The sequence below is a fragment of the Polynucleobacter sp. UB-Raua-W9 genome (assembly GCF_018687435.1).
In the GTDB taxonomy this organism is placed as follows: Bacteria; Pseudomonadota; Gammaproteobacteria; order Burkholderiales; family Burkholderiaceae; genus Polynucleobacter.
This window is the reverse complement of sequence record NZ_CP061290.1, coordinates 1823421-1835600: the sequence shown is the minus strand read 5'-3', so window position 1 is coordinate 1835600 and position 12180 is coordinate 1823421. Positions and strand designations below refer to the sequence as shown.

Genomic DNA, 12180 nt, shown 5'->3' with positions numbered 1-12180 from the left:
AGTTATCCACAAGCTACAAAAACGTGGAAAAGCTGTGGATAACTTGTGTATAAACCCGAAAAATCCATATAAATTAATGGTTTAAGAAAAAATCATACAAAAATAGAGAAAAACACCTACATATTCATCAAGATTGATTGACCTTTTGCTTTGCAACAAGGAAAATAGTAGGTTTTGCAGGGATCTATCATGAAAAGAACATACCAACCATCAGTAACACGTCGCAAGCGCACACACGGCTTTCGTATTCGCATGAAAACGAAGAGTGGGCGCGCAGTTTTAAACGCACGTCGTGCAAAAGGCCGTAAGCGTTTGGCTGTTTAATCCAGTAATTGAACAGCGCTAGGATTTCTGAATTACTAAAAATACGCCCCAAGACAAGTTTGTATTGGGGTATGTATGCTGCGCCCGTTTTAGATGGCAGTAAACCAGATTTGGGGGTTGCTGTAGCTAAGAAATTAGCAAAAAGAGCGGTAGACCGCAATCGACTGAAAAGGATGATTCGCGAATTGGTTTGGACGGCCCAAGCCACCACCTTAAATAAAGATGTGGTGGTCAAGCTCAACAAGCCCATTGGTCGCGAAACTCGCGGCAGACTTAGAAAAAAAGAAAAAGACCTTCTACGCTCTCAGATTTCGGGGTTGATTTAAGGTGCGCGTTTTAAATGATGCGGCAATCAGGTTGGTAAAAACCTACCAATTACTTTTGAGCCCTTATCTTGGTATGCACTGTAAATATGTGCCGAGTTGCTCACAATACGCCTGCGACTGTTTTAGTCATTACGGGCTTATAAAAAGCATTGGACTTGTTGCATGGCGCATTCTGCGATGTAACCCGCTGTCACGAGGCGGTTATGATCCTGCGGTAAAACAAACAACTCATTAACTTAAGCGAATACAAATGGACTTTAAAAAAACAATTCTTTGGGCTGTGTTCTCGATGTCGGGTCTCATGCTCTACAACAATTGGCAGGTTCATGAAGGCAAGCCATCTTTGTTTGGTAGTGTGCCAGCAAGCAGTCCAACCGGAGCCGAGAAGGCTGTAGCCGTAAATAAGGTAGATGTACCAACACAAATATCGGGTGCGCCGACTATTGCCACTGCTCCAATTGTTAATTCGAGCGCGATTGAAAGTGCCGAAAAGTTTGTTTTGCAAAACGATGTATTGGTATTGGAAATTAGCGCTAACGGCGGCAATGTAATCGACGCAAAATTATTAAAAGCATTGACTGCAGAAAATAAGCCGGTCGAACTTTTCCAATACACACCAAATCACAAATACTTTGCTCGTTCTGGTTTGATTTCTTTAAACAATAACGACCTACCAAATCACACTAGTAACTTTAAGTTTATTCAATCGGGCAAGGACGGCGCAGGGCGCCCATACCTGACCATTGCCAGCGAGCGCAATGGCGTCAAGCTAGAAAAGACCTTCATTCTTAATCCAGGAAGCTATGTGGTTGATGTGGGCCATCGTGTTACTCAGTCGGGCACTAGCGCTGCGCCCTTGGTTCTCTATACAGAGTTAGTAAGAGACGGTAGCCAAGAGAAAAAAATTGGGCCGTTTGATGGCGCCTTCTCGGCAAGCACCTTTACTGGGCCAGCCGCATACACCGATAAAGAAAAATTTAATAAGCTGGAATTTACGGCGATTGATAAAAATAAGGTCAGCCTTCCAACACAGGTGCCCGCTGGCGATCCCGCCTGGGTTGCAATGGTTCAGCACTACTTCGCTAGCGCATGGATTCCTGCCGATAAATTTGCACGCGATATCTATGTGGGAAGAATTGATAACGGCCTGTATCGCATTGGAATGCAAACGCCTTTGGGTGTGGTTGCGCAGGGCTCAACGGTTGTTGAAAAGTCTCGCCTATTTGTTGGCCCACAAGAGGAAAGTGTTTTAGAAACAATTACTCCGGGCTTTGAATTATTAAAGGATTATGGCTACTTGACTATTTTGGCAAAGCCCATTTTCTGGTTGCTAGAAAAAATTCATGGCTATGTTGGTAACTGGGGCTGGTCAATTATTCTCCTGACGATTTTGATTAAGCTGGTCTTCTTCCCGCTTTCAGCCGCAAGCTACAAGTCGATGGCGCGTATGAAAGAAGTGCAGCCACGCCTGATGGCAATGAAAGAGCAATATAAGGGTGAGCCACAAAAGCTAAATCAGGCAATGATGGAGATGTATCGCAAAGAGAAAATCAATCCTTTGGGCGGATGTTTGCCAGTCGTGATTCAGATCCCCGTATTTATTTCTTTGTATTGGGTCTTGTTGTCATCTGTAGAGATGCGTGGCGCCCCTTGGGTTTTATGGATTAGCGACTTATCCGTTCCAGACCCTTATTACATTTTGCCAGTCATCATGGCTGTTTCGATGTTTGTGCAAACCAAACTCAATCCAACTCCACCCGATCCTATTCAAGCAAAGGTGATGATGTACATGCCAATCGTATTCTCGGTGATGTTCTTCTTCTTCCCCGCCGGCTTAGTGCTCTACTGGGTGGTAAATAATTTGTTATCGATTGCGCAGCAGTGGCAAATTAACCAAATGTTTGGAAAAAAAGAAGCCAAGTAATTTATTGATGGCATAAGCATTCCATGGAAAACATACAGCAATGATGACTAGAAAGCTGCCCATCATTGCTGTAGCTACCGCCCCTGGTAGGGCTGGCGTTGGGGTTGTTCGTATCAGCGGACAAAGCCTCCAATCAATTACAAAAGCGTTTTTTCAAAAAGCGCTTTCACCCAGACAGGCAAACCTACTTACCTTGCGCGATGCCGGTGGTCAGACCATCGATCAGCTCATCGCAATTTATTTTGCCGCCCCCGCCTCGTTTACTGGCGAAGATGTTTTGGAGCTTCAATGTCATGGAGGCCCTCAGCTTCTAGAGTTGGTCATGAAGCGCTGCCTTGAGTTGGGAAAGGTTGATGGCCTGGTGATTGCTGAGCCTGGAGAATTTACCCTGCGCGCCTATTTGAACAACAAAATTGATTTAGCTCAGGCCGAAGCTATTGCCGATTTAATTGACGCACAAAGTGAGGCTGCCGTTCGTGGCGCGGCCAGATCATTGCAAGGCGATTTCTCGGAGAGTATTAATGATCTGATTGAAGAGATTACTCAGCTGCGCATCTTGGTTGAGTCCACTTTAGACTTCCCCGAAGAAGAAATTGAATTTTTGGAGAATGCGCAGGCACGCGCTCGACTGTTTGCTGTCAAAGAAAAACTAGAGTCATTGCGGAATGGCGCTAAACAGGGAAAAATTCTACGTGACGGTATTCAGCTTGTTCTTGCTGGCGCTCCTAACGTTGGCAAGAGCTCTTTGCTCAATAGGCTTGCAGGCGAAGAGGTTGCTATTGTTACCCCTATCGCAGGCACCACTCGTGATCGTGTAAAAGAAAGCATCACCATCGAGGGTGTGCCGATGCACATTATTGATACTGCCGGCTTGCGTGAGACAAGCGATGTGGTTGAAGCAAAAGGCATCGAAAGATCTTGGGATGCAATTCGTCTGGCTGACTTGGTGGTTTTTTTAACGGACCCCAATTCCGCTGAAGATGGGTTGAAAGAGCGGATTCTCCAAGAGCTCCCTGCAAAGTGCCCGGTTTTAGAGGTTATCAATAAATCAGACTTGATGTCTTTGGTATCTCCCGCGGCCCCAAAAGAGGCTATTGTGATTTCAGCCAAAAATGGCGATGGAATTGACCTCTTAAAGCAAAAAATACTAGAAATTGTGGGGTGGAACGGCTCCCAAGAGGGTGCGATTGTAGCCAGAAGAAGGCATTTAGACTGCCTCGAACGCGCTTCAGAACATATTGCAAGATCTGAACAATTCGCAGCAAATGGGAATAATTCGCTCGAATTATTCGCAGAAGAGTTATCTTTAGCCCAAAATCACCTAGGGCAAATCACTGGAAAGCTGCTTCCAGACGACCTTTTGGGAAAAATTTTTAGCCAATTCTGCATTGGTAAATAGAGGGTTTCCTCTGTGCCTGGTCAAGGCTTCAAATATGACCAAAATGTTAAAATCACGGGATTAAAAATTTAAATCTTCATAGGAAAACATATGACTACAGCAACTGCCGGCCAAATTAATGCTAATGCGCCAGCGTACGTAAAAAACAAGCGCTTGATTGAGTGGGTCGGAGAAGTTGCCGCCCTTACTAAGCCAGATGCGATTCGTTGGTGTGATGGCTCCCAAGCTGAATATGATGAGTTCTGCGAGCTTTTGGTTGGTGCTGGAGTGTTTAAGCGCCTAAACCCAGCTAAGCGTAAAAATTCATTTCTAGCCCTCTCGGATCCTGAGGATGTAGCGCGAGTTGAAGACCGCACATTTATTTGCTCCGCCAAAAAAGAAGATGCTGGTCCAACCAATAATTGGGTTGAGCCAAGCGAAATGCGCGCTACCTTGAATCCATTGTTTGATGGTTGCATGCGCGGTAGAACAATGTATGTGGTGCCTTTCTCTATGGGCCCAATAGGCTCCCCAATTGCCCACATTGGTGTTGAGTTGTCTGACAGCCCATATGTTGCAATCAATATGCGCCTCATGACTCGGATGGGTAAGGCCGTGGTTGATCAATTGGGCACCGATGGTGAGTTTGTTCCCTGCATTCATACTGTTGGCAAGCCATTGGCTGCTGGCGAAAAAGATGTTGCCTGGCCAAACAATAAGAACAAATACATTGTTCATTACCCAGAAACTCGTGAGATCTGGTCATTTGGTTCTGGTTATGGCGGCAACGCTCTCTTGGGTAAAAAATGCTTTGCTTTGCGTATTGCATCCAATATGGGTCGAGACCAGGGCTGGCTAGCTGAGCACATGTTGATTCTGGGCGTAACTTCACCAGAGGGTAAAAAATATCACATTGCGGCTGCATTCCCATCTGCTTGTGGCAAAACCAACTTCTCCATGATGATTCCACCAAAAGGATTTGATGGTTGGAAAGTAACCACTATTGGTGACGATATTGCATGGATCAAGCCACGCAAAGATACCGCGACAGGCAAAACCCGCTTGTTTGCAATTAACCCAGAGTCTGGTTACTTTGGTGTAGCCCCAGGCACAAACCGCCAGACCAACCAAAACTGTATCGATTCTTTAAACCAAGATGTGATTTTCACGAACGTTGGTTTGACAGATGATGGCGATGTTTGGTGGGAGGGTTTGACAGAAACCCCGCCAGCACACTTAATCGACTGGCAAGGCAAAGACTGGACTCCAGCCGATGGTGCTGCAGGCCGCAAAGCCGCACATCCAAACTCACGTTTTACGGTTGCCGCCACTAATAACCCGGCGGTTGATCCTAAGTGGGACGATCCAGAAGGCGTTCCAATTGATGCGTTCTTGTTTGGCGGACGTCGTTCAAACACTGTGCCATTGGTTAGCGAAGCCCGCGACTGGGTTGAGGGTGTTTATATGGCTGCCACTCTTGGTTCCGAAACTACCGCAGCGATTACCGGCCAAATTGGCGTTGTACGCCGTGACCCATTTGCCATGATCGCATTTGCCGGCTACAACATGAGCGACTACTTCCAGCATTGGCTCAATATAGGTAAGAAGCTAGAAGCCGAAGGCGCCATATTGCCTAAGATTTATTGCGTTAATTGGTTCCGCAAGGATGAGAACGGTAAGTTTGTGTGGCCTGGTTTTGGCGAAAACATGCGCGTACTTTCTTGGATCTTGGAGCGCGCAGAAGGCAAAGCAAGCGGCAAAGAAACTCCATTTGGCATTTGTCCAGAGCACGGCGATATGCATTGGAATGGCCTTGATTATTCAACAGAGAAATTTGCTAAAGCCATTCATGTTGCAGTTGATGACTGGAAGAACGAGCTAAAACTCCATACAGAATTGTTTGATCACCTTGGCGATCGTTTGCCAAAAGAGTTGAAAGAGACTCATAGCAAAATCGAGCAACGCTTGAGGGCCTAACCCCAGCACTACAAATCCATCTACACCAGCTAAATGACAACACCCCAACACCATGAAATAGTGGTGATTGGGGCGGGCATTTGCGGGGCAACCATTACAAATGAGTTGCTTCTTCGCGGCAAATCCGTATGCATTATTGATGCAGCACCCTCTCCCGCCACCGCTTGTTCAAGCCATGCTTATGCTATTGCCCATCCACACATAGGCAAGGGATCTCCGCGCTTACTACGTTTAACAAGAATTGCCTTTTTAATGGCTGAGGTCAGGTGGGGCAAGGTTTGGAACCAGCATGGCATCTTTCAGCCAACCAGAAAAGATAAACATTTTGATCTTGCAGAAGTAAGTAGTTTTCTACAGTCTTTAGATCTTGATGACGACATTGCAAAACCCTTAGATGCGCAGGAGGCAGAAAAAATTTGCGGCATTCAACAAAGCGGAGTTTGGCTCCCTCGCGGCGCTTCTTTAAATTTATTTGAGACAAGTAAGGCCCTATTGCAAGAGCATGAAAACTTATCTTGCCTTTGGAACACTCGCGTTGCACAACTTGCGAAGGCTGATGAAAAATGGCTTTTATTGAATGATGCTAATGAAGTAATTCTTTCCGCAGATAAGGTAGTGGTGGCAGCTGCAATCGAGAGCAAAGCTTTAATGAGCAGCATCGGAATACGTCTGCCCCTGAAGCCGGTTCGCGGGCAGCTCAGCATATTTTCAATTAAAGAAAATGATGCTTGGGCAAACCGCTTGCCAAGAGTGGGTATCTCAGGCGATGGCTATTGTCTTCCCGCCCAACAGCTTAAAGACGGCAGCTACCGCTGGATTGTAGGCTCTAGCTTCGATGAGGGAGAGGACGACCTTTCCCCAAGAATGATCAGCGATGACTTTAATCGCGCACAAGCACAAGGTTTGCTCGCTTACCCCGAGGGGGATCCAGGGTCGCTAATGAAAGCTGGAGAATTTGTTGGCGTGCGTTGCGTTGCTGGTGACCGCCTGCCAATCATTGGTGCGCTTACTCAAAGACCCGGTATCTTTTTGGCTACCGCGCTAGGATCGCGCGGCATCTTATGGTCCGCCCTAGCAGCTAAGCTGATTACAGCTCAGGTGCTAGGCGATGACTTTGCTTTGCTTGCGCGCTTAGGCTTTGCCGCAGATTTGCTTGCAGCGCTAGCCCCTGCCCGTTTCTTCGCAGGCGCTTTTGCTGCACCGGCAGCTTTGGCCTCAAACTCAAAACCAATTTTGCCATCAGCGCCTAAGGCTAAATAAGCCTTAAAGCCACGACCAGTGCGGTTTGATTTGAAATTGGTTAAGAGGTCTGTTTTACCCTCTTTAAGCAGCTTCTGCACTTGCTCAGTCGAAATCTCTTGTTGCAAAACAACTTTGCCAGTTTTGAAATCACAGGTTTTGCTTGGTCCAGTATTGTTCTCGCAAACGTAGCGCATGCCATCCTCATAAATCGCGCCAGAGCATTTTGGACAAACACCCAGTGCTGGGCGACCTGTGAAATCTATAGCTTCAGTTTCTTCATCTTGTGAATTACCAAAATCAAATTCAAGCTTAAATCCTGCATTTGGATAGTCGGCATCATCTTCTGGAATTTCACTTAATTTGATGATGGCTGCAAATGGGCGACCCATTTTGCTGCGGAAGCCCTGTAGTGGCCCTATTGTTTTCTCGCGCAGCAATTCTTCCACTTCAGGGTATTCAAATGCGCGACCACCGGGGGTTTTGCTGATCGTAAAGCCACACTTTTCACAGGCAAAGCGGCGATAGTTTTCTTTCACCGGACCCTTGCAGTGGGGGCACGGCGTGGTCATGGTCGCGTAGTCGCCTGGAATGGTATCGCTATCATATTCCTTGGCGCGTTTGACGATACGCTGAGTCATCTGTGCAATTTCTTGCATAAAAGTATCGCGATTCATCTTACCCTGCTCGATCAAGGAAAGTTTATTTTCCCAGCTACCAGTTAAATCGGGGCGCGTTAATTCTTCAACATCTAGGCCGCGCAATAATGTCATTAACTGAAAAGCTTTTGCCGTGGGAATAAGTTCTCGTGCTTCGCGCACGATATATTTTTCAGCGAGCAATCCTTCAATGATTGCTGCGCGCGTTGCAGGTGTACCTAAACCTTTTTCTGCCATCGCTTCGCGCATTTCGTCATCATCAACCCACTTGCCGGCGCTTTCCATGGCGGATAGCAAGGTTGCTTCTGAATAGCGTGCTGGCGGCCTCGTTTTTAATGGAACTGCAGCAATGGATTCGCTTTGAACAGTTTCGCCCTCTTGGACCGGCACAAGCTCATCGTCGGCTTGGTTTGATTTTCCATAAACAGTAAGCCAGCCTGGATTAACAAGAACACGACCCTCAGTTTTGAAATGGTGGCCAGAGACTTCTGTAATGCGGGTTGTGACGCGGAATTCTGCAGCAGGATAAAAAACAGCCAAGAAGCGGCGAACGACCAAGTCGTATAGTTTTGCCTCTGGCTCGCTTAAATTTTTAGGTGTTTCGAGCGTTGGTATGATCGCAAAGTGATCAGAAATTTTGGAGTTATCGAAGATGCGCTTGTTTGGCTTGATCCAGCCGTAACCAGCTTTTGCTTTTGCATCTTCTGGGCCGCCCTTAAGAATCTGCTTGGCAAACGCACGATAGTCCTGTGAGTTCTCAGCAAGAATTTCCATCGTTTGTTTAACGGTATCCAAGTAGTCTTCTGGCAATGCTTTTGCATCAGTACGTGGATAGGTTAAAACTTTGTGACGTTCATAAAGCGCTTGCGCAAGACCGAGCGTATTTTTTGCAGAAAAACCAAAACGAGCATTCGCTTCACGTTGTAAGCTTGTTAAATCAAATAGCTGGGGCGCTAGTTGTGTTGCCGGTTTAGCTTCTTCGGTAACAGCCGCTTTTTTACCGCGACATGCTGCAACGATGCTTTGGGCCGCAGCTTCGCTCCATAGGCGATTCTCACGTGCATCAGGTTCTGCAACATCCTTCTTAAATTTTGGGTCGAACCAGCGGCCTTCATAAATTCCTGCTGCGGCAATAAATTCAGCTTTTACTTCCCAATAATCTTTAGAAATGAATTTACGAATCAACTCTTCGCGCTCAACAACGATGGAGAGCGTTGGCGTTTGCACGCGACCTACAGTAGTTAAGAAAAAGCCACCACTCTTGCTGTTAAAGGCAGTCATCGCGCGAGTGCCATTGATGCCCACTAACCAGTCGGCCTCTGAGCGACAGCGCGCTGCATCGGCCAATGGTTGCATATCTTCATCGCTGCGCAAACTTGCAAAGCCATCGCGTATTGCCGCAGGAGTCATTGATTGCAGCCATAAGCGCTTGATTGCTTGAGGCGCTTTTGCGTGTTGCGCAATTAAACGGAAAATCAATTCGCCTTCGCGGCCCGCGTCACAGGCATTAATTAAAGAATTAATATCTTTGCGCTTAATTAATCTTTGTAAAACCTTGAGACGTGATTCAGTTTTGGCGATTGGGCGCAAATCAAAATAAGGGGGTACTACGGGTAAGTTGGCAAAAGACCATTTGCCTCGTTTAACGTCATATTCTTCTGGGGCTGCAATTTCTAATAGGTGGCCAACTGCAGAGGAGATGACAAAGTCATCGTTCTCAAAATAGTCTTCGTACTTCGTAAAGCCGCCCAGGGCCTTGGCAATGTCATTGGCAACCGATGGCTTCTCGGCAATGATGAGCGCCTTCGGTTGATCCGTAGAAGAGGTTTTGGAGCTGCTTTTGGTAGATGCTTTAGCCACGCGTTTGCCTAAATTTGAGCCTGAAATGATGTTTTTAATAGGGAAAAAGGATGAACAATTTAAACCAAATCAGGGTTTGGTCAACTGCTTATCCCTTTTTTATTATTAACCGATAAATTGGGAAAAGTCCAAACGCACTGGTTTTTTGATTTTCTGGGACCTATTTTTGTGACCCTAATGGAGCAAAAACCCTCATTTAAACCACTTTAAATGAGGGTTTTATCAAAAAATTAACTCCTCCAAGACGTCTCTAGGTTTTCTTGCGAGCTTCGCGCCTTGCTGTATCAGGAGGTTACAGCCGCCAGAAAGGGGGTGTCCAATAGCTCCCGGCACTGCAAAAACCTCCCTTCCCAGCTCTCCTGCTAGGCGCGCAGTAATCATAGAGCCTGATCTTTCGGCTGCCTCAATTACGAGCACGCCGAGCGATAACGCAGCAATAATTCGATTGCGCCTGGGAAAGTGACATGATCTTGGGGGCGCCCCTAAGGGAAACTCTGAGACTAAAAGCCCGTGCTGCCTAATGCTGCTTGCTAAATCAAGATGTTCTTCGGGGTAAACAATGTCAAGTCCGGTCCCGCAGACTGCCATGGTAAGGTGCTTGGGGCCTAGGCTCAGGATGGCTTTGTGGGCGGCGCCATCAACCCCTCTTGCAAGCCCCGAAATGATGAGTAAGCCGGCTCGCGATAGCTCCTCAGCAAACAAAGCGGTATTTTTAAGGCCCTCAGCACTAGCTTTGCGAGAGCCCACTATTGCAACCATGGGCATTTGGAGCAAGTCGGGATTTCCATCTATATATAGATGCTTGGGGGGATCGTATAAATCATTCAGACGTGGCGGGTAATTTTTATCGCCTAGCGTAATTCTGGCGATGTGCTTTGACTTTGGGAATTGGAGCATTAAAGGATTGTGAACTTTGGGGAAATTAGAACAATCGGGACAGGCTGATAGCTCTGTTGGATAATTCCTATATGGCTTTGCTAAATGTCCTTTGTTATCCAGACCCACGCTTGCATAAGGTTGCCAAACCAGTTGCGCAGGTGGATGCGCGCATTAAAAAAATAGTCGCCGATATGGCCGACACAATGTATGAGGCTCCGGGGGTTGGTTTGGCTGCAACCCAGGTCGACATTCACGAGCGCATCGTTGTTATCGATGTGTCTGATGAGCAAAATGAATTGATGGTTTTTATAAACCCGGAAATTATTTGGTCGAGCCCAGAGAAAAAGTCTTGGCGTGAAGGCTGCCTCTCAGTGCCTGAGTTTTACGATGAGGTTGAAAGGCCTGCACAAGTCCGAGTGAGGGCCTTAGATATTGCTGGCAAAGAATTCGAGGTTGACGCTGATGGACTATTGGCAGTTTGTTTGCAGCATGAGCTTGATCATTTACAGGGAAAAGTATTCGTTGAATATTTATCGATGCTTAAGCGAACTCGTATTTCACAAAAACTAAAAAAGCGCACCAAAGAGTTAGTGGGTGAGCGTTAAGCGCTGCTAATGAAAATTGTATTTGCTGGAACCCCTGAGTTTGCTGCGCAAGCAATGCGTGCTATACATGCTGCTGGACATGAAATTGTTCTAACGCTCACTCAACCTGATCGCCACGCTGGCAGGGGCATGCATCTACAAGCTAGCCCGGTTAAAGAGTTTGCTTTAGAAAAAAATATTCCTGTGCTGCAGCCGGAAACGCTTAAATGTAATAGTGCTGACCCACACAAACAGGTGCAGGCGCAAGAGGCATTCCAGCGGCTTGCTGAAATTAATTTTGATGTCATGGTTGTGGTTGCTTATGGCCTGATCTTGCCGCAAGATGTTTTAGACATTGCGCAGCGCCCAGGCAGGCATGGCAGCTTTAATATTCATGCATCTCTCTTGCCTCGTTGGCGTGGTGCTGCTCCGATACAGCGGGCCATTGAAGCAGGCGACACAAAAACCGGTATTTGTATTATGCAAATGGATGCCGGTCTAGATACAGGTGGCACAGTCCTCAGTGATGAACTTGAAATTACCCCCGCAGAAACCAGCGGCACTTTGCATGACCGACTGGCGACACTCGGCGCCAAGTTAATTGTTGATGTACTGCATCTTTTGCAAGAGGGTAAGGTCATGGTTCCTAGCCCGCAAGCAGGTGAAGGCATTACTTACGCTGAAAAAATAATGAAGGGTGAGGCAGAAATTGACTGGAGCTTGAGCGCACCTGAAATTGATCGACGCATTCGGGCCTTTAATCCTTTTCCTGGCGCTACAAGCAATGTTGAAGATCTTGCAATGAAGTTTTGGAACTCTCGCATCCCAAAGGCCGCATCTTTTAGCGAAACCGCCCATCCCGGTAAGCTTTTAGGCTTTAGCGAGGAAGGCGCCTTTATTCAATGTGGCAGGGGGGTTATTGAGATTTTAGAAATGCAAAAGCCGGGCGGAAAAAAAATGACCCCCAGTCTTTGCATGCAGTCACTTGGTTCCCATGAACAATCAATACGCTTTCATGCAAAGGAGTAGG

At 46.8% G+C, this 12180-nt stretch carries 10 protein-coding genes and 1 pseudogene; 9 read left to right on the top strand and 2 right to left on the bottom strand.

Translation table 11 applies throughout. The annotated features are described in order from the left end of the window. Positions 1-189 precede the first annotated feature (189 nt). The 7 genes and pseudogenes from rpmH to mnmC form a co-directional block, all read left to right on the top strand. The gene (gene rpmH / locus AOC07_RS09365; RefSeq protein ID WP_011903922.1) at positions 190-324 is read left to right on the top strand and encodes a 50S ribosomal protein L34; all 135 of its coding nucleotides are present in this window, start codon (positions 190-192) and stop codon (positions 322-324) included. Between the two features lie 8 nt (positions 325-332). Then, positions 333-650 (top strand): ribonuclease P protein component, encoded by a 318-nt coding sequence (gene rnpA / locus AOC07_RS09360; RefSeq protein WP_251369644.1) that lies wholly within the window; start codon positions 333-335, stop codon positions 648-650. Position 651: 1 nt separating this feature from the next. After that, the gene (gene yidD / locus AOC07_RS09355; protein WP_215293411.1) at positions 652-885 is read left to right on the top strand and encodes a membrane protein insertion efficiency factor YidD; all 234 of its coding nucleotides are present in this window, start codon (positions 652-654) and stop codon (positions 883-885) included. Positions 886-900: 15 nt separating this feature from the next. Then, on the top strand, positions 901-2574 hold the full coding sequence (gene yidC / locus AOC07_RS09350) for a membrane protein insertase YidC (RefSeq protein ID WP_215357647.1): 1674 nt from the start codon (positions 901-903) through the stop codon (positions 2572-2574). A gap of 43 nt (positions 2575-2617) precedes the next feature. Beyond that, positions 2618-3973, top strand: a complete 1356-nt coding sequence (gene mnmE, locus AOC07_RS09345; protein ID WP_215358562.1) for a tRNA uridine-5-carboxymethylaminomethyl(34) synthesis GTPase MnmE — start codon at positions 2618-2620, stop codon at positions 3971-3973. 90 nt (positions 3974-4063) lie between these two features. Further along, entirely contained in the window at positions 4064-5929 is a 1866-nt protein-coding gene (locus AOC07_RS09340; protein WP_215357645.1) for a phosphoenolpyruvate carboxykinase (GTP), read from the top strand. A gap of 33 nt (positions 5930-5962) precedes the next feature. Then, positions 5963-6964: pseudogene (gene mnmC / locus AOC07_RS09425) on the top strand (FAD-dependent 5-carboxymethylaminomethyl-2-thiouridine(34) oxidoreductase MnmC); the annotation flags it as partial. Between the two features lie 59 nt (positions 6965-7023). On the opposite strand, the gene AOC07_RS09335 reads toward mnmC, so the two are convergent. After that, on the bottom strand, positions 7024-9687 hold the full coding sequence (locus AOC07_RS09335) for a DNA topoisomerase III (protein WP_215293408.1): 2664 nt from the start codon (positions 9685-9687) through the stop codon (positions 7024-7026). Between the two features lie 222 nt (positions 9688-9909). Beyond that, the gene (gene dprA / locus AOC07_RS09330; protein WP_215357643.1) at positions 9910-10584 is read right to left on the bottom strand and encodes a DNA-processing protein DprA; all 675 of its coding nucleotides are present in this window, start codon (positions 10582-10584) and stop codon (positions 9910-9912) included. Positions 10585-10655: 71 nt separating this feature from the next. Here dprA and def point away from each other — a divergent pair, with 71 nt between their 5' ends. Then, positions 10656-11171, top strand: a complete 516-nt coding sequence (gene def / locus AOC07_RS09325; RefSeq protein ID WP_215293406.1) for a peptide deformylase — start codon at positions 10656-10658, stop codon at positions 11169-11171. 9 nt (positions 11172-11180) lie between these two features. Continuing rightward, entirely contained in the window at positions 11181-12179 is a 999-nt protein-coding gene (gene fmt, locus AOC07_RS09320; protein WP_215357642.1) for a methionyl-tRNA formyltransferase, read from the top strand. The last annotated feature ends 1 nt before the right edge of the window (position 12180 follow it).

What these genes read in the sequence shown, in the direction of transcription:
- mnmE (WP_215358562.1), top strand. Translation starts at nt 2,618, where the DNA reads ATGACTAGAAAGCTGCCCATCATTGCTGTAGCTACCGCCCCTGGTAGG.
- fmt (WP_215357642.1), top strand. Translation starts at nt 11,181, where the DNA reads ATGAAAATTGTATTTGCTGGAACCCCTGAGTTTGCTGCGCAAGCAATG.
- dprA (WP_215357643.1), bottom strand. Translation starts at nt 10,584, where the DNA reads ATGCTCCAATTCCCAAAGTCAAAGCACATCGCCAGAATTACGCTAGGC.
- rpmH (WP_011903922.1), top strand. Translation starts at nt 190, where the DNA reads ATGAAAAGAACATACCAACCATCAGTAACACGTCGCAAGCGCACACAC.
- def (WP_215293406.1), top strand. Translation starts at nt 10,656, where the DNA reads ATGGCTTTGCTAAATGTCCTTTGTTATCCAGACCCACGCTTGCATAAG.
- AOC07_RS09340 (WP_215357645.1), top strand. Translation starts at nt 4,064, where the DNA reads ATGACTACAGCAACTGCCGGCCAAATTAATGCTAATGCGCCAGCGTAC.
- yidC (WP_215357647.1), top strand. Translation starts at nt 901, where the DNA reads ATGGACTTTAAAAAAACAATTCTTTGGGCTGTGTTCTCGATGTCGGGT.